The sequence below is a fragment of the Citrobacter freundii ATCC 8090 = MTCC 1658 = NBRC 12681 genome (assembly GCF_011064845.1).
Lineage (GTDB): Bacteria > Pseudomonadota > Gammaproteobacteria > Enterobacterales > Enterobacteriaceae > Citrobacter > Citrobacter freundii.
On record NZ_CP049015.1, the window covers coordinates 3,342,490 to 3,360,773 of the forward strand.

Annotated in this window: 16 protein-coding genes; 2 read left to right on the top strand and 14 right to left on the bottom strand. The window is 55.3% G+C overall.

Annotated elements, in window-relative coordinates; genetic code table 11:
- Positions 1 to 43 precede the first annotated feature (43 nt).
- The 3 genes from menF to G4551_RS16220 all read right to left on the bottom strand — a co-directional run bounded on the left by menF (position 44) and on the right by G4551_RS16220 (position 2,277).
- A complete protein-coding gene (menF, locus tag G4551_RS16210; protein WP_003027680.1) occupies positions 44 to 1,342 on the bottom strand; it encodes an isochorismate synthase MenF in 1,299 nt (432 codons plus the stop codon).
- Between the two features lie 104 nt (positions 1,343 to 1,446).
- Positions 1,447 to 1,752 (bottom strand): stress response protein ElaB, encoded by a 306-nt coding sequence (elaB, locus tag G4551_RS16215; RefSeq protein WP_003027683.1) that lies wholly within the window; start codon positions 1,750 to 1,752, stop codon positions 1,447 to 1,449.
- A 63-nt stretch (positions 1,753 to 1,815) separates the two neighbouring features.
- Complete coding sequence (locus G4551_RS16220; RefSeq protein ID WP_003839366.1) at positions 1,816 to 2,277, bottom strand: GNAT family N-acetyltransferase; 462 nt, start codon at positions 2,275 to 2,277, stop codon at positions 1,816 to 1,818.
- A gap of 67 nt (positions 2,278 to 2,344) precedes the next feature.
- Between G4551_RS16220 and rbn the strand changes: the two genes are divergently transcribed.
- Both rbn and G4551_RS16230 read left to right on the top strand, forming a co-directional pair.
- On the top strand, positions 2,345 to 3,262 hold the full coding sequence (rbn, locus tag G4551_RS16225) for a ribonuclease BN (protein WP_003839365.1): 918 nt from the start codon (positions 2,345 to 2,347) through the stop codon (positions 3,260 to 3,262).
- A gap of 64 nt (positions 3,263 to 3,326) precedes the next feature.
- On the top strand, positions 3,327 to 4,331 hold the full coding sequence (locus tag G4551_RS16230) for a chemotaxis protein (protein ID WP_003839364.1): 1,005 nt from the start codon (positions 3,327 to 3,329) through the stop codon (positions 4,329 to 4,331).
- 59 nt (positions 4,332 to 4,390) lie between these two features.
- Here the strand turns inward: G4551_RS16230 and nuoN are convergent, their stop codons facing one another.
- The 11 genes from nuoN to nuoC all read right to left on the bottom strand — a co-directional run bounded on the left by nuoN (position 4,391) and on the right by nuoC (position 18,248).
- Positions 4,391 to 5,848: an NADH-quinone oxidoreductase subunit NuoN gene (gene nuoN, locus G4551_RS16235; protein WP_003027689.1), complete on the bottom strand. Its 1,458-nt coding sequence runs from the start codon at positions 5,846 to 5,848 to the stop codon at positions 4,391 to 4,393.
- A gap of 6 nt (positions 5,849 to 5,854) precedes the next feature.
- Positions 5,855 to 7,384 carry an NADH-quinone oxidoreductase subunit M gene (gene nuoM, locus G4551_RS16240; RefSeq protein ID WP_003027692.1) on the bottom strand — a complete coding sequence of 510 codons (1,530 nt, stop codon included), beginning with the start codon at positions 7,382 to 7,384 and terminating at the stop codon, positions 5,855 to 5,857.
- A gap of 183 nt (positions 7,385 to 7,567) precedes the next feature.
- Positions 7,568 to 9,409, bottom strand: a complete 1,842-nt coding sequence (nuoL, locus tag G4551_RS16245; RefSeq protein ID WP_003839362.1) for an NADH-quinone oxidoreductase subunit L — start codon at positions 9,407 to 9,409, stop codon at positions 7,568 to 7,570.
- A complete protein-coding gene (gene nuoK / locus G4551_RS16250; protein WP_000612644.1) occupies positions 9,406 to 9,708 on the bottom strand; it encodes an NADH-quinone oxidoreductase subunit NuoK in 303 nt (100 codons plus the stop codon). The genes nuoL and nuoK overlap by 4 nt, the downstream gene beginning before the upstream one ends.
- Positions 9,705 to 10,259 carry an NADH-quinone oxidoreductase subunit J gene (gene nuoJ, locus G4551_RS16255; RefSeq protein ID WP_003028059.1) on the bottom strand — a complete coding sequence of 185 codons (555 nt, stop codon included), beginning with the start codon at positions 10,257 to 10,259 and terminating at the stop codon, positions 9,705 to 9,707. Before nuoJ ends, nuoK begins: the two co-directional genes overlap by 4 nt.
- A gap of 11 nt (positions 10,260 to 10,270) precedes the next feature.
- The gene (gene nuoI, locus G4551_RS16260; protein ID WP_003028062.1) at positions 10,271 to 10,813 is read right to left on the bottom strand and encodes an NADH-quinone oxidoreductase subunit NuoI; all 543 of its coding nucleotides are present in this window, start codon (positions 10,811 to 10,813) and stop codon (positions 10,271 to 10,273) included.
- Between the two features lie 14 nt (positions 10,814 to 10,827).
- The gene (nuoH, locus tag G4551_RS16265) at positions 10,828 to 11,805 is read right to left on the bottom strand and encodes an NADH-quinone oxidoreductase subunit NuoH (protein WP_003028063.1); all 978 of its coding nucleotides are present in this window, start codon (positions 11,803 to 11,805) and stop codon (positions 10,828 to 10,830) included.
- Entirely contained in the window at positions 11,802 to 14,528 is a 2,727-nt protein-coding gene (gene nuoG / locus G4551_RS16270; RefSeq protein WP_003839358.1) for an NADH-quinone oxidoreductase subunit NuoG, read from the bottom strand. Before nuoG ends, nuoH begins: the two co-directional genes overlap by 4 nt.
- Positions 14,529 to 14,608: 80 nt before the next feature.
- Entirely contained in the window at positions 14,609 to 15,946 is a 1,338-nt protein-coding gene (nuoF, locus tag G4551_RS16275; RefSeq protein ID WP_003839356.1) for an NADH-quinone oxidoreductase subunit NuoF, read from the bottom strand.
- Positions 15,943 to 16,443, bottom strand: a complete 501-nt coding sequence (nuoE, locus tag G4551_RS16280; RefSeq protein WP_003028069.1) for an NADH-quinone oxidoreductase subunit NuoE — start codon at positions 16,441 to 16,443, stop codon at positions 15,943 to 15,945. The genes nuoF and nuoE overlap by 4 nt, the downstream gene beginning before the upstream one ends.
- 2 nt (positions 16,444 to 16,445) lie before the next feature.
- The gene (gene nuoC, locus G4551_RS16285) at positions 16,446 to 18,248 is read right to left on the bottom strand and encodes an NADH-quinone oxidoreductase subunit C/D (RefSeq protein ID WP_003028072.1); all 1,803 of its coding nucleotides are present in this window, start codon (positions 18,246 to 18,248) and stop codon (positions 16,446 to 16,448) included.
- Positions 18,249 to 18,284: the final 36 nt, after the last annotated feature.

An 18,284-nucleotide genomic window follows, 5' to 3' on the forward strand; every position in this document is an offset into this window, starting at 1 on the left:
CGAATAAATGGATTTTTGATATGAGTCGGTAATGTGTGACTCATTAGGCTTCCATCTGTAATAAAGTACGTAAACCCGCCGCTTTGTTGTCTATTTCTTGCCATTCCTGCTCAGGATCTGAACCACGTACGATCCCTGCCCCGGCATACAGGCGCACCACGTTTGCGCTAATTTTCGCCGAACGTAGTGACACGCAAAACTCACTTTGGCGCCGTGAAAGATAACCCGCAGAACCGGCATACCACTCACGTTCAAAGGGTTCATTTTGTTGGATGAATTCACGCGCCAGCTCTCGCGGAATACCGGCGACAGCCGCCGTGGGCTGGAGTTGCATCAGGCAAAGCGTATCGTCGGCCTGATTCAGTTCCGTCCAGATGCAACGGCGCAGGTGCTGCACTTTACGCAGCCTGAGCACCTGTGGCGGCAGCACGTCGAGAGTTTGCGTACAGCCTTGCAGGCGCTGGCAAATATCTTCAACCACCAGCATATTCTCACGCTGGTTTTTATCATCTTTCATTAGCCATTCACCCAACTGCCAGGCGCGATGATCCTCAGGGTGGTTAGCAACGGTTCCGGCCAGCGCCTCGGTGCGCAGCGCCGTGTCTCGCCGCCGATACAGACGCTCAGGGGAAGAGCCAAGAAAAGCGGAGTCGGCAGAGAATGCCATAAAGAAATGGTAGCAGTTCAGGTTTAAGCGACGGCTGGATGCCATCACGGCCGCGGCATTAACCGGCTGAGAAAACTGTAAATCGGTCGCCCGCGCCAGCACGACCTTATCGAGGTCTTCTCCTGCGATCGTTTGGGTGGCGAGTTTTATCAGATTTGTCCAGCCCGCTTTATCTGGCCAGTTCTGTTCTCCCGTCAAACTGAGACGCAACGCGGGTAGCGGCTTAACATTGGCGAGCGATGAGATAAACGCCACCGCCTGCGCGGCGTCGTCACGTAACGATACGTCGCTGTAGAGATGTAAGCGTAAGCTCGCCACTCCGGCGCAACGTCGCCACTCCAGCCGCGGCAGCAGCAAATTGCCACGCTGTGGCTCAAAGGCATTCAGGCCCCAGATGCGCAGGTCGGGATGATTATCATGCTGGTGTAAAAATTGCTGGGCCGATTCCAGCGAGGAAAATGCGGCGACGGCCCCTAATACGGCGGCCTCTTCGTCGCCGTTACGCTGCTGCCAGTAAAATTGGGGCCAGACGGGTTGACTGGCCAGCCATCCTAAAGCGTCAAACGCATCATTCAGTGGGAAAGGTATATCGTAAATACGAATTCCAGGTGCTGCTGGCATCTCTTGCGATAAATGACGCATCAGACTTTCCAGCGCAGTAGTGATTGAATGCACGCGGACCTCTCCCTGTTAAAAACCTCACATTATACGGGGTACTGAGCAGAAAAAGCAGTACCCCCAGTTAGGGAGTACGTACAAATGCGATGACAGAACGGAATTTATCGCCGTGCTAACAATAATCCCATCACTAAACCGACTGTGGCGCCAACGCCAATCCCGCGCCAGGGTTTTTCGTGCACATAATCATCCGCCCGACAAACAGCTTTTTTCGCACGGTAATAGTAGCTGTCAGAAGCATGGCTGACGCGATTTCTCACCTCTTCTAACGCCCGTTCTGCCCGCGCTTTTAACTCAAGGTATTTTTGATCTGCTGGGTCGCCAGAAGAACGCAGCACCTCTTCCAGCGTTTCACTCAATAATTCCAGATCATCATCGATACGTGATTCATAAGAATGAAAAGACATTATATTCTCCCTTTCAATTGACGTACCCGCTAACTATAGACAACCTGGACTGTTTGTGCCTGTTTACGCCTGATGTGCTTCCCGCGCCATTCCGACGTGTGGAATACCGTCTTCGTCATAGATATCCGTTACCGGAACAAAGCCAAAGCGCGCATAGAACGATTGCAGATGCGCCTGCGCGCCCAGATATAACGCCTTGTGTGGCCAGTGTTGCGCGCAGGATGCCAGCGTCTGGGCCATCAGCTGTTGCCCCAGTTTTTCACCACGCAGCACTTCGCTTACAATCACCCGACCAATCACCACCGGCTCCAGCTCGTCATCGCTTTTCAGAATCCTCGCATACGCCACCAGCTCATCGTTATGCCAGCCCAGAATATGGCGATTCTCTCCAACCAGGTCATCGCCATCCACATCCTGGTACGGACACTGTTGCTCAACTACAAACACCGCGCATCGCAACTGAAGTAGTGCGTACAGTTGTTGGGTACTCAGCTTTGCATGGTGGAGATCTTGCCAGTGAATCATTGTCTGCCCCTATGTTGTGATAACCTGAACACCCTGCCTTATTGATGGCGAAAAGTGTAACGCGAAGATGGAATTACTATTTTTAGGCACGTCAGCGGGAGTCCCCACTCGCTCACGCAATGTAACGGCAATTTTACTGAATCTGCAACACCCGACTCAGGCGGGGCTGTGGCTTTTTGATTGCGGTGAAGGGACGCAGCATCAGATGCTGACCACCCCTTTCAATCCAGGAAAACTCGATCGTATTTTTATCAGCCATCTGCACGGCGATCACCTGTTTGGTTTACCGGGACTACTGTGCAGTCGCTCAATGGCCGGCAATGTCCAGCCTCTGACGCTTTACGGGCCAAAAGGGTTGCGAGAGTTTACCGAAACCGCATTACGTCTGAGCGGCTCCTGGACCGATTATCCGATGGAAATTGTGGAAATCACCGCAGGTGAGATTGTCGATGACGGCCTGCGTAAAGTCACGGCGTACCCGCTGGCGCATCCGCTGGAGTGCTACGGTTTTCGCATTCAAGAGCATGACAAACCCGGTGCGCTTGACGCTAACGCCCTGAAGGCGGCAGGTGTTAAAGCGGGCCCGTGGTTTCAGGATTTGAAAGCCGGGAAAACTATCGTGCTGGAGGATGGACGTACGATCCACGGCGCCGACTTCCTCTCCCCGGCCACCAGGGGAAAATCAGTCGCTATTTTCGGTGACACAGGACCCTGCGCGTCCGCCATTGAACTGGCTCGAGGTGTAGATGTCATGGTACACGAAACCACGCTGGATGCCTCAATGGAGGAGAAAGCGAACAGTCGCGGGCACAGCTCAACCCGACAAGCCGCACAGCTGGCGCTGGATGCCGGAGTGGGACGCCTGATCATGACCCACGTTAGCTCACGCTATGATGAAAAAGGCTGTCAGCGTTTGCTTGAAGAGTGCAAAGCGATTTTTCCAGACACGGAACTGGCACACGATTTCGCCATTTTCAGCGTTTAACGCTTTATTTTTCCGCCTCAGTGCCGATAACAGTGGAAAGGCTGGCTTTCACACTGAGGACAGGATGAACAATTTCCAGAAAGATATTGATGACAGGACAAACCTAACCCTGTCTAACCGTTTTGAACTGCTGCTATTTCGCCTCGGCAAATCTGTTGAGGAGCAGAAATCAGAGCTATTTGGCATCAACGTATTCAAGCTGCGTGAAATCGTGCCGATGCCGACCTTTACGCGTCCGGCTGGTATGAAGGCCCCGCTGCTGGGTATGGTTAATATTCGCGATCAGGTGATCCCGGTGATTGACCTGCCCGCCGTCGCGGGCTGTAAACCAGAGACCGGACTCAACATCCTGTTGATCACAGAATATGCCCGCAGCGTCCAGGCATTTGCGGTGGAGTCAGTGGAAAACATTATGCGCCTGGACTGGCAACAGGTGCATACCGCCGAGAAAGCCGTCAATGGTCGCTATATCACCAGTATCGCTTGCCTGGACGACAACAAAGAGACCAACAACCTGGCGCTGGTGCTCGACGTTGAGCAGATCTTGTATGACATAGTACCGGCGAACCACGACCTGCGCGCAACCGATCTGAAAACCAATAAATTCAACATCACGCCGGGTGCGGTGGCGATTGTGGCAGATGATTCAAAGGTGGCCCGCGCAATGCTGGAAAAAGGGCTTAACGCCATGGAAATCCCGCATCTGATGCATGTAACGGGCCAGGATGCGTGGGAAAAAATACAGCAGCTTTCCGCAGAAGCACTGGCGGAGGGCAAGCCTATTAGCGAGAAGATCGCCCTGGTACTCACCGATCTCGAAATGCCGGAGATGGACGGTTTTACGCTTACCCGCAAAATAAAAACCGACGAACGCCTGAAGAAGATCCCGGTCGTTATCCACTCTTCGCTTTCCGGTAGTGCGAACGAAGATCATGTTCGCCGAGTAAAAGCGGATGGCTACGTGGCCAAATTCGAAGTCAATGAGCTTTCTTCAGTGATCCAGGAAGTGATGGATCGCACAGCAAAAGGCATCAGCGGTCCGCTGGTGAGCCGTCAGCTATTGAACTGACCGTATTTCACGCATAAAAAAACCCGCCGAGGCGGGTTTTTTCGTTACTGCATGTAGCCTTACATCAGCGGAGTCGCTAACTGCACAATGCTGATCAGCGGTTGCGGGTAAATACCCAGCACCAGTACCAGCAGGGCAGAAATCAGCACCACGATACCGCCCGCGCTGTACTGCCAGTTGGATGGCGCATCGCGGTTCAGCTGTTGCGGTGCGCTCAGGTACAGGCTCACGGCAACACGCAGGTAGTAGTACAAACCAATCGCCGAACCGACCACCACAGCGGCAACCAGCCACCACAGGTTAGCCTGCACACCGACTGCCAGTACGTAGAACTTACCGATAAAGCCCAGCGTCATCGGGATACCGGCCAGAGACAGCATCATTACCGTCATCACTGCCGCGAGGATCGGACGATGCCAGAACAGACCACGGTAGGAGAACAGAGAGTCCGCATCCGGGCCACGGTACGGGCTGGACATCAGGCTGACCACACCGAACGCGCCGAGGCTGCTGAACAGGTAACCGGCCAGGTAAACGCCAACCGCTTCCATCGACATCTCGCCGCTCTGCAGAGCAATCAGCGCCACCAGCAGGTAGCCGAGATGAGAGATAGAAGAGTAACCGAGCAGACGTTTAATATTGGTCTGGCTCAGCGCCATCAGGTTACCGAAGATGATGGAAGCAAAGGCAATCACGCCCAGTACAATACGTACCGCTTCGCTATCCCCTACCGGTGCGTACAGGAACAGACGCATCACCACGCCGAAGATAGCGATTTTGCTCGCCGTCGCCAGGAAGGTGGAAACCGGAGCCGGAGCGCCCTGGTAAACGTCTGGCGTCCACAGGTGGAACGGAACCAGCGAAAGTTTAAAGCCGAGGCCAACAATCATCAGACCGAAGCCCGCCAGCAGCAGCGGTTCGTGCAGCATGCCGTCGCCGAGGCTCTTACCGAGCGCAACAAACGACAGATTGCCAGACTGCGCGTACACCAGCGCCATACCGAACAGCAGGAAGGAAGACGCTGCGGCAGACAGAATGGTGTATTTGATACTGGCTTCCAGCGAACGTTTCTGACGGAACGCATAGCCAACCAGACCAAACAGCGGCAGAGAGATCAGCTCAATACCAAGGAACAGCGCCGCCAGATGGTTAGCGTTAGCCAGCAGAATACCGCCGAGTGCGGCAATCAGCACCAACAGGTAGAACTCTTCCCGGTTGTCGTCGTAGCCTTCCAGCCACGGGTAAGCAAAGGTACAGGTGGCAAGACTCGCCAGCAGCACCAGTCCGGTGTAGAGCATGGCGAAACCGTCAACCCGCATCAGCGGGGTGACGTCCATGGCGCCCGCCTGGCCAACAAACCAGAGCGAAACCAGCGCGGCGTTAAGCCCAATGACCGATAACGTGGCATTGAGGAAGTGATTGCGTCGCCACGCAATGGAGAGCATCACAACCACCACCGTCAAGCCGACGATCAGCAGCGGTAGCAGCGCAATCAGGTGTTGTGGAGTTATTGTCATGGCGATTTACGGCCTTGTAGTAGTAACGGAATTAACAAACCACTGCTGGATGTTGCTCATCGCAGAATGCGAGGTATCCAGAATCGGCTGCGGATAGAAGCCAAGCAGTACCAGAAGCACGACCAGCAACAGGATGATAAACAGCTCACGCAGCGACATCCCTGGCAGTTCAACACTGGCAATCTGGCTCTTCGCTTTACCGAAGTAAGCGCGATGCAACATCGCCAGCGAGTAAACAGAGGCAAACACCAGACCAAAGGTCGAGATCACGGTAATGACCGGAACTACCTGGTAGCTGCCGAACAGAATCATAAATTCGCCAACGAAGTTACCTGTACCCGGCATACCCAGCGTACACACGGCGAAGAACATCGACAGCGCAGGCAACCATTTCATTTTGCCCCACAGGCCGCCCATCATACGCATATCACGCGTGTGCAGACGTTCGTACAGCTGACCACACAGAATGAACAGACCGGCTGCGGACAGACCGTGCGCAATCATCTGGATAACAGCACCCTGGTACGCCAGCTGGCTGCCGGTGTAGATAGCAATCAGTACGAAGCCCATGTGCGATACGGAGGTGTAAGCGATCAGGCGTTTGATATCGTACTGATTAAAGGCCATCCACGCGCCGTAGAAGATACCGATAACGCCCAGCCACATTGCGATAGGTGCAAACTCCGCCGACGCGTTCGGGAACAGCGGCAGAGAGAAGCGCAGCAGACCATAAGCCGCGGTTTTCAGCAAGATCCCCGCCAGGTCAACGGAACCTGCCGTCGGCGCCTGGGAGTGTGCATCCGGCAACCAGCCGTGCAGCGGAACCACCGGCATTTTCACCGCGAAGGCGATGAAGAAGCCCAGCATCAGCAGATATTCCACACCGTGGGACATCGGGGTATTCAGCAACTCTTCATAGTTGAAGGTCCACACACCGGTCGCTTTATAGTGCACAAACACCAGCGCCAGGATGGCAATCAACATCACCAGACCACTCGCCTGGGTATAAATGAAGAACTTGGTCGCCGCCGTGATACGCGTTTTACCGTCAGAGGCTTTATGCCCCCACAACGCGATCAGGAAGTACATCGGCACCAGCATCATTTCCCAGAAGAAGAAGAACAGGAACATGTCGATGGCAAGGAACACGCCGATCACGCCGCCTAAGATCCACATCAGGTTCAGATGGAAGAAGCCCTGGTATTTTTCGATTTCATTCCAGGAGCAAAGTACCGCCAGAACACCGAGCAGACCGGTCAGCACTACCATCAGCAGCGACAGACCGTCGATAGCCAGATGAATAGAGATGCCAAAACGTGGGATCCACGGCAGGACAAACTCAGACTGCCACTGCGGAATGCCAGCGGATTGCGTCAGTGAATAGCCGCCCTGCAACCACAGTTGCAGGCCAAGCGCCAGCGTCAATCCCATGGTAATCAGCGCGATCCAGCGCGGCACCTTCACGCCAAAGCGTTCGGTCTGCCAGCACAGGAAGCCACCAATAAAGGGAATTAATATTAGCCAGGGTAGTAACATGGCGATCTTTATTCCTTGTTAAAGTCCCATCAGGACCTGATTTTCAACGAATTCTCAAACAGAAAATTCACTTCGGATTGCGGCTTTTTTTGCCCGGCGGCGCGAACGCTTACCGGGCCTACAGATTCCCGTAGGTCGGATAAGCGCGAGCGCCATCCGACATCAACCCCACAATCCTCAAACTCAACGCAGTACCATCAACAGTGCCAGCACAACGACGGCGCCGATGCTCATTGATGCGACATACCAGCGCAGATAACCGTTCTCGCTCAACAACAGGCCTTTACCTGCAAAGCGGGAAAGGATCGCCGGAATGTTCATCATTGAGTTGAGCGGATCGCGTTTCAGCAACCAGGCAACACCCAGGAACGGCTTGACGAACACTTTGTCATACAGCCAGTCGAAGCCCCAGGCGTTATACCACCAGGTACCCAGCAGGCGGCCCGGCGCACTGTTGGCAATCGATGTCACAAGCTGGCGTTTACCCAGCCACAGCCATGCTGCAATCAGGATGCCCGCAATCGCTACGATACCGGAGGTAATTTCCAGCGTCATGACGCGACCATGCTCAAGCTCGGTCGTCGCAGGCAGTACACCCTGCAGCGGCGGCACAATCAGCGCGCCAACGAAGGTGGACAGGATCATCAGCACAATCAGCGGCAGATGATGGGTAATCCCCTTCCCTGCATGAGCGTGAATTTGTTCTTTACCGTGGAACACGATGAAAATCATACGGAAGGTGTACAGAGAGGTCATGAACGCACCGACCAGACCTGCAACCATCAGATTAATATGACCATTCGCCATTGCACCGGCCAGAATCTCATCCTTACTGAAGAAGCCAGCGGTAATCAGCGGCAGAGCCGACAGCGCCGCGCCACCGATCAGGAAGCAGAGATACACCAGCGGAATTGACTTACGCAGTCCGCCCATCTTGAAGATGTTCTGTTCGTGGTGGCAAGCCAGGATAACCGAGCCGGATGCCAGGAACAGCAGCGCTTTAAAGAAGGCGTGCGTCATCAGGTGGAAAATCGCCGCATCCCACGCCTGTACACCGAGAGCCAGGAACATATAACCAATCTGGCTCATGGTGGAGTACGCAAGAACGCGTTTGATGTCGGTCTGTACCAGCGCAGCAAAACCCGCCAGCACCAGAGTGATGGCACCGATAATCCCCACCAGGTGCAGGATTTCTGGGGTCATCAGGAACAGGCCGTGCGTACGTGCAATCAGGTAGACACCGGCGGTAACCATCGTCGCAGCGTGGATAAGCGCAGAGACAGGCGTCGGGCCGGCCATCGCATCAGCAAGCCATGTTTGCAACGGCAACTGCGCAGATTTACCGACCGCACCGCCCAGCAGCATCAGGGTTGCCCACATCAGCATGTTGTTACCATCTGCAAAGTGCGCAGGCGCCAGTTCCACCATTTCGCGGAAGTTCAGCGTGCCCAGCTCGTTGTAGAGGATGAACAGCGCGAACGCCAGGAATACGTCACCAACACGGGTTACCACAAAGGCTTTCATTGCCGCAGCGCCATTCTTCGGATCGGTATAGTAGAAACCAATCAGCAGATAGGAGCACAGGCCCACACCTTCCCAGCCGAGGTACATCAGCAGCAGGTTATCCGCCAGCACCAGAACCACCATGCTGGCGATAAACAGGTTGGTGTAGGCGAAGAAACGAGAATAGCCCTCTTCTCCGCGCATATACCAGGAGGCGAACATGTGGATCAGGAAACCGACGCCGGTCACCACGGAGAGCATGGTCAGCGACAGGCCGTCCAGCACCAGGTTAAAACCGATGTTGAAGTCGCCGACTGACATCCAGGTCCACAGCGGCTGGCTGTAAGCCTGCTGGCCATTGGCAAAGAAATCAACGCCAACAAACGCAGTCACCAGCGCGGCCAGACCAATCGACCCGATACCCACGGTAGCGGACAGATTTTCTGACCAACGACCACGAGAAAACGCCAGTAATACAAAGCCAATAAATGGCAGAATAATGGTTAAGGCAAGCATGTTCATCCACGCATCTCACTTACTGAATCGATGTTCAGGTTCTGGCGGCGGCGATGAAGTTGCAGCAACAGCGCAAGTCCAATGCTCGCTTCCGCAGCCGCAAGGCTGATAGCGAGAATGTACATCACCTGACCATCGGTCTGGCCCCAGTAGCTTCCGGCGACCACAAAGGCCAGCGCGGAGGCGTTAATCATGATTTCCAGTCCGATCAGCATAAACAGCAGATTGCGGCGGATAACCAGACCGGTCAAACCCAGGACGAATAAAATCGCAGCGAGGATCAGTCCATGTTGTAAGGGGATCATGCGTGCTCCTCCGTTTTTCTTTTCGCGCGGTCATCAGTGCGATTGCTCAGCACTTCACCTGAACGCTCTTCGCGCCCCACGTGGAAGGCCACAACCAGGCCCGCCAGCAGCAGCATCGAAGCCAGTTCGACCGCCAGTACATACGGTCCGAACAGGGAAATACCGACTGCTTTCGCGCTAATTGGCGTCCCGTCGATGCCCTGATCGTTTACGCCCAGAATGGCGTAAACAATGACCACCAGCATGATGGCCGACAGAATCGCCGGACCAATCCACACCTGAGGTTTCAGCCACTGGCGTTCCTGTTCAATTTCAGAACCACCGAGGTTGAGCATCATTACCACGAATACGAACAGCACCATGATAGCGCCCGCGTAGACGATAATTTCCAGCGCACCGGCGAAGTAAGCGCCTAACGAGAAGAACACCCCAGAAATCGCCAGCAGCGAAATAATCAGATACAGCAGTGCGTGTACCGGATTGGTGTGGGTGATCACCCGCAAGGTTGCGAGAATGGCTATCAGGCCACAGATATAAAAAGCGAACTCCATTGCCCCTCTCCTTACGGTAACAGGCTCTTGACGTCGATAGGCTTGGCTTCGTTCTCTGCTTCGCCCTTATCTTTGCCGTCGATTGCCATACCTGCCATCCGGTAGAAGTTATATTCCGGGTATTTGCCCGGACCGGAGATCAGCAGATCCTCTTTCTCGTAAACCAGGTCCTGGCGCTTGTACTCACCCAGCTCGAAATCTGGAGTCAGCTGAATAGCCGTTGTCGGACAGGCTTCTTCGCACAGGCCGCAGAAAATGCAGCGTGAGAAGTTAATGCGGAAAAACTCCGGATACCAGCGGCCATCTTTGGTCTCTGCTTTTTGCAAAGAGATACAGCCTACCGGACACGCTACCGCACACAGGTTACAGGCAACGCAGCGCTCTTCACCGTCTGGATCACGAGTCAGAACGATACGACCACGAAAACGGGGCGGTAGATAGACCGGCTCTTCCGGGTACATCTGCGTTTCGCGTTTCGCGAACGCATGCAGGCCGATCATCCAGATACTGCGTACCTGGGTGCCGAAACCTACGAACAATTCTTTTAAGGTCATGGTCTTTGTGTCCCTTATTGCGCCTGCCAGAGAATGACAGCCGCAGTTACCAGCAAGTTGACGAGCGTCAGCGGCAGACAGACTTTCCAGCCGAAGGACATTACCTGGTCATAACGAGGACGCGGTAACGACGCACGAATCAAAATGAACATCATCATGAAGAACGCGGTTTTCAGCGCGAACCAGACGAATGGCGGTAAGAACGGGCCATGCCAGCCACCGAAGAACAGGGTAACCATCAGTGCAGAAATGGTGACGATACCGATGTATTCACCCACGAAGAACAGACCGAATTTCATACCGGAATATTCAATGTGGTAACCGTCGGCCAGTTCCTGCTCGGCTTCTGGCTGGTCAAACGGGTGACGGTGACACACCGCCACGCCCGCGATGGCAAAGGTGACAAAACCAAAGAACTGCGGAATAACGTTCCAGATATCAGCCTGGTTGTTGACGATGTCGGTCATGTTAAATGAACCGGCCTGCGCCACCACGCCCATCAGGGAAAGTCCGAGGAACACTTCGTAGCTTAGGGTCTGCGCAGACGCACGCATCGCACCGAGCAGGGAGTATTTGTTGTTACTGGACCAGCCGGCGAACAGCACTGCGTATACCGCGAGGCCCGCCATCATCAGGAAGAACAGGATCCCGATGTTCAGGTCAGCAACCACCCAGTTCGGACTCACCGGCACGATGGCGAAAGCCAGCAGCAGCGAGGTGAAGGCGATCATCGGTGCCAGGGTAAAGATGACGCGATCCGAGAATTTCGGGATCCAGTCTTCTTTAAAGAACATCTTGATCATGTCCGCAACCAGCTGGAGCGAACCGCCCCAGCCAACACGGTTCGGTCCGTAACGGTTCTGGAACAGACCCAGCAGACGACGTTCGCCAAAGCTCATGAATGCCCCGCAGGTGACCACCACCAGCAGGATCACCACCGCTTTGAGAATGCTCAGCAGGATCTCAATCAGATCGGGTGTAATCCAACTCATTGTTGTGCCTCCTGCAGATCCTCAAGACGCGCACCTGCCAGAACCGGCGCGATGCCAGGCATGCCCATCGGTAAACCAACCTGCCCTGCCGTTAATCCTTCAGCGATTTCAACCGGCAGCGTAACCGTGTTGCCATCGTAGCTGAAAGAAACGCGCGTACCGGCATTAACACCCAACTTCGCGGCATCAGCCGGGTTGAGTTTGATGTACGGCTGCGGCATACGGGTCTGGAAGACCGGCGCACGCTGGGACATTTCGTCACTGCCAAACAGGTGATAGTAAGGCGCGATACGCCACTGACCATCCTGAGCCTGGAAGCTCGCCGGAACGGTAGTGAAGTAATCCATACCATCCGCAGAAGCTTCGATCAGGCGCACGCCCGGATCGCCATGACGCAGTTTACCGCCCACTTCATCCTGGAACTTGTTCCACGCCTGTGGGGAGTTCCAGCCCGGAGCCCAGGCAAACGGAATTTGTGAACGCGGTGCAGACGGCTGGTTGTTCCCTTCCATAGAGAAAGCGAACATAGTGTCTTTGTCCTGCGGTTGACGCGGTTCGTGTACGCTGATGTTGGCGCGCATTGCGGTACGCCCACTGTAGCGGTGCGGTTCACGCGCCAGCTTCTGTCCACGGATACGGAAGCTTGCGTCCGGCGCGGCATCTTTAATGCCCGCCAGCTGCGGCAACTTCTCAACGACTGCGTCGATAACGTGGTCGAGCTGCGTCCAGTCCACTTCACGGCTCTGCACGGTGCTGTGCAGCGAGTGCAGCCAGCGCCAGCTTTCCAGCATTACGGTGTTGCTGTCGTAGTAGGATGGGTCATAGACCTGGAAGAAACGCTGGGCGCGGCCTTCGTTGTTAATCACCGTACCATCGCTTTCGGCGAAGCTTGCAGCGGAAAGCACCAGATGGGCGTTTTCCATAATTGCCGTACGCTGATGGTCAACGACCAGTACCAGCGGCGCTTTCGCCAGCGCGGCATCAACGCGAGCGGCTGAAGCATGGCGATGCAGGTCATTTTCCAGCACCACAACAGCGTCAGCGCGGCCTGTTTCCAGCTCGGTCAGCGCATCGTCAAGGGAACCACCGCCAATCATGCCGAGGCCCATGCTGTTAACCGAGCGAGCAATCATGGTGATGCCAACGTCTGCGCCACGGCCTTTCAGCGCCTTCGCCACGTTGGCAGCCGCCTGAATCACTTCGGCGCTACCGGCGTTGGTGCCGGAAATAATCAGTGGTTTCTTCGCCCCGGCTAGTGCCTGAACGATAACGTCAATTTTGTTCTGCAGGTCACGGTCAATACCGTCAACCGCCGGCGCGTTGTTATCCAGCGCGTGGGCGATAGCGAAACCTAAACGCGCCTGATCTTCAACCGGTGCGCGATAGGTCCAAGCGGCGATATCGTCCAGACGGGTGTTATCGACGTTGGTAACGAACAGCGGATGCTTAGCACGCTGGCCGATATTAAGGATTGCTGCGATCTGCCAGTCAGCCACTTTCTGTGCCGCCGCCATTTCACGCGCTTTACCTTTCACCGCCTGACGCACCGCCAGCGCAACGCGTGCGCCGGTCTGGGTGACATCTTCGCCCAGCACCAGAACCGCATCATAAGATTCGATTTCGCGCAGAGCCGGAGTATGAATCCCGCCGTCACGCAGTACGCTCAACGCCAGTTGCAGACGATCCAGTTCGCCCTGAGCGATACCGGTATAGAAGTTATCCGCACCGACCAGTTCACGCAGCGCGAAGTTACTTTCAACGCTGGCGCGCGGGGAGCCGATACCAATCACTTTCTTCGACTGACGCAGAATATCTGCCGCGCCCTGCATCGCCTGCTCGGCGTTCAGCGTGATCAGGTCATCGCCACGACGCTGTACCGGCTGACGCGGACGGTCTTTCAGGTTCACGTAACCATAGCCGAAACGACCACGGTCGCAGAGGAAGTAGTGGTTAACGGTACCGTTATAACGGTTTTCGATACGACGCAGTTCACCGTAGCGCTCGCCCGGGCTGGTGTTACAGCCGATGGAACACTGCTGGCAGATGCTCGGCGCAAACTGCATGTCCCATTTACGGTTATAACGCTCGGAGTGCGTTTTATCGGTGAAGACGCCGGTTGGACAAATTTCGACCAGGTTGCCAGAGAATTCGCTTTCGAGCGTACCGTCTTCCGGACGACCGAAGTAGACGTTGTCATGTGCGCCATACACGCCCAGATCCGCACCATCGGCGTAATCTTTGTAGTAACGTACACAGCGATAGCAGGCGATGCAGCGGTTCATTTCGTGAGAGATGAACGGCCCCAGGTCCTGGTTACGGTGAGTACGCTTCGTGAAGCGGTATCGACGGAAGCTGTGACCGGTCATGACGGTCATATCCTGCAGGTGGCAGTTGCCGCCCTCTTCACAGACCGGACAGTCGTGCGGGTGGTTAGTCATCAACCACTCCACGACGCTTTCGCGGAACTGCTTCGCTTCTTCGTCATCAATAGAAATAAAGGTGCCTTCGGTGGCCGGTGTCATACAAGACATCACCAGGCGACCACGCGTGTCTTCCGCGTTCTGATATTGCTTCACCGCACACTGGCGGCAAGCACCGACGCTTCCCAGCGCCGGGTGCCAGCAAAAGTACGGAATATCAAGGCCAAGAGACAGACAAGCTTCCAGCAGGTTGTCCGCTCCGTTGACCTCATATTCTTTGCCGTCTACATGAATCGTAGCCATAGTCAGCATGCTTCCAGTTGGCTCGGTCGTAACCGAGCGTTAATCGAATTTCTTATCGCGACACAGGGCTAACCCTGTGATCACCAGCGCTCTTTCAGCAGGTTCGGCTGAATACCACCAATAGCGTGGGTATTGCTGAAGGTCTGCTTGATGCCAGCTTCGAATTCTTCGCGGAAATATTTAATGGCGCTCTGCAGCGGTTCCACTGCACCCGGTGCGTGTGCACAGAAGGTTTTACCCGGGCCGAGGAAACGACACAGTTGCTCAAGTGTCTCGATATCCCCAGGCTGGCCTTCGCCACGCTCAAGCGCGCGCAGAATTTTCACACTCCACGGCAGACCATCACGGCACGGCGTACACCAGCCACAGGACTCGCGGGCAAAGAACTCTTCGAGGTTACGCACCAGAGGAACCATGCCAATCTCGTGATCGACAGCCATTGCCAGCGCGGTGCCCAAACGGCTACCTGCTTTACCAATGCTTTCGAATTCCATCGGCAGATCGAGGTGTGCTTCGGTCAGGAAGTCAGTCCCCGCGCCGCCAGGTTGCCAGGCTTTGAACTTCAGGCCATCGCGCATGCCGCCCGCGTAATCTTCGAGGATCTCACGCGCGGTAGTACCGAAAGGCAGTTCCCACAGGCCTGGGTTCTTCACACGACCGGAGAAGCCCATCAGCTTGGTGCCCGCGTCTTTGCTCTTCGAAATGTTCTGGTACCACTCCACGCCGTTCGCGAGGATAGCCGGTACGTTACACAGGGTTTCGACGTTGTTTACGCAGGTCGGCTTACCCCATGCGCCAGAGCTTGCCGGGAACGGCGGCTTGGAGCGTGGGTTAGCACGGCGACCTTCGAGGGAGTTGATCAGCGCGGTTTCTTCACCGCAGATGTAACGCCCTGCCCCAGTGTGGACAAACAGTTCGAAGTCGAAACCGGTGCCCATAATGTTTTTGCCTAGCAGACCGGCTTCGGTCGCTTCGGCGATAGCGCGACGCAGATGCACGGCTGCTTCGATATATTCACCGCGCAGGAAGATGTAACCACGGTACGCTTTCAGCGCAAACGCGGAAATCAGCATGCCTTCCACCAGCAGGTGCGGCAGCTGTTCCATCAGCAGACGGTCTTTATAGGTGCCCGGCTCCATTTCATCGGCGTTACACAGCAGGTAACGGATGTTCATGGATTCGTCTTTCGGCATCAGGCTCCACTTCAGACCAGTGGAAAAGCCCGCGCCGCCGCGCCCTTTCAGGCCAGCGTCTTTTACCTGATTAACGATTTCATCCGGTGACAGCCCGGTCAGGGCCTTACGCGCACCTTCGTAGCCGTTCTTGCTACGGTATTCATCCAGCCAGACCGGCTGTTTGTCATCACGCAGACGCCAGGTCAGCGGATGGGTTTCGGGAGTACGGATAATGTCTTTCATTTATACCGCTCCAGCAGTTCGGGAATGCCTTCCGGGGTCAGATGAGCGTGAGTATCCTCATCGATCATCATGTTTGGCCCTTTGTCGCAGTTCCCCAGGCAACAGGTCGGCAGCAGCGTAAAGCGACCATCAAAAGTCGTCTGCCCCGGCTTGATGTTGAGTTTTTTCTCAAGCGCGGCCTGGATCCCCTGGTAGCCGTTGATATGGCACACCACGCTGTCGCAATAGCGGATCACGTGGCGACCTACCGGCTGGCGGAAGATCTGGCTATAAAACGTAGCAACACCTTCTACGTCGCTTGCCGGAATACCCAGCACATCAGCGATCGCATAGATCGCCCCATCCGGCACCCAGCCACGCTGTTTCTGAACGATTTTCAGCGCTTCAATGGACGCCGCACGCGGGTCTTCGTAGTGGTGCTTCTCGTGCTCAATCGCTTCACGCTCAGCCGCACTCAGCTCAAAAGCCTCGGTTTGTGGTTGTTGATTCTCGTGCATAATTAGCGGTCCACATCTGACATAACAAAATCGATACTACCCAGATGGACGATTAGGTCGGACACCAGGCTGCCACGTACCGCTACCGGGATCTGCTGCAGGTGCGCATAGCTCGGGGTACGGATACGGGTACGGTAACTCATGGTGCTGCCATCGCTGGTCAGGTAGTAACTGTTGATACCCTTGGTCGCTTCTACCATCTGGAAGGACTCGTTTGCCGGCATAACCGGACCCCACGAAACCTGCAGGAAGTGGGTGATAAGGGTTTCGATATGTTGCAGCGTGCGCTCTTTCGGTGGCGGCGTCGTCAGCGGGTGATCCGCTTTGAACGGGCCTTCCGGCATGTTATTGAGGCACTGCTCAAGGATGCGCAGACTCTGGCGCAGCTCTTCAACTTTCAGCATCACGCGGGTATAGCAGTCGGACACACCGCCGCCAACCGGGACCTCAAAGTCAAAGTTTTCATAGCCAGAGTACGGACGCGCTTTACGCACGTCGAAATCAATACCGGTCGCACGCAGCGCAGCACCGGTACAACCCCAGTCCAGCGCTTCTTTCTTACCGTAAGCGGCAACACCCTGCGAACGGCCTTTCAGGATGGTGTTACGCAGCGCGGCTTTCTCGTAAGAATCCAGACGTTTTGGCATCCAGTCGAGGAAATCACGCAGCAGTTTGTCCCAACCGCGCGGCAGATCGTGTGCCACACCGCCGATACGGAACCAGGCCGGGTGCATACGGAAACCGGTGATCGCTTCCACGACGTCGTAGATTTTCTGACGATCGGTAAAGGCGAAGAATACCGGGGTCATCGCGCCGACGTCCTGAATGAACGTGGAGATGTACAGCAGATGACTGTTGATACGGAATAGTTCAGACAGCATGACGCGAATCACGTTGACGCGATCCGGCGTGGTGATGCCTGCCAGTTTCTCAACCGCCAGTACGTAAGGCATTTCGTTAACGCAGCCGCCGAGGTACTCGATACGGTCGGTGTACGGAATGTAGCTGTGCCAGGACTGACGTTCGCCCATCTTTTCAGCGCCACGGTGGTGGTAGCCGATGTCAGGTACGCAGTCGACGATTTCTTCGCCATCAAGCTGCAGCACAATACGGAACGCACCGTGGGAAGACGGGTGGTTAGGACCGAGGTTGAGGAACATGAAGTCCTCATTTTCGGTGCTACGCTTCATGCCCCAATCTTCAGGTTTGAAGGTCAGCGCTTCCATTTCCAGATCCTGTTTGGCTTTAGTCAGCTCAAACGGGTCGAATTCAGTCGCACGCGCCGGGTAGTCTTTACGCAGCGGATGGCCTTCCCAGGTATGCGGCATCAGCAGACGCGTCAGGTGCGGGTGACCTTCGATATCGATGCCAAACATTTCCCAGGTTTCACGCTCATACCAGTTGGCGTTCGGGAACAGTTTGGTGAAAGTCGGTACGCGCAGATCGTTTTCAGACAAAGCCACCTTGAGCATGATATCGCGATTGCGTTCAATGGAGATCAGGTGATAGAAAACGGAAAAATCCGCGGCGGGTAACCCTTCGCGGTGCGTACGCAGACGTTCGTCCATGCCGTGTAAGTCAAACAGCATGACGTAAGGTTTCGGCAGTCTCTTTAAGAAATCGCCAACTTCCAGTAATTGTTCACGCTTGACCCAAACAACGGGTACCCCGGTGCGAGTCGCCTGAACGGTAAAGGCATCCGGCCCAAAACGGTTGCGCAGTTCGCCAATGACCGGGTCATCAAGGTGATCCCGTGTTTGCCATGCAGCGTCTTGCGCGGTTAAGTCGGTCATATTGTTCACCATTGCAAATGGTCCGTGGTGGTCGGCAGTGCTTCGCGC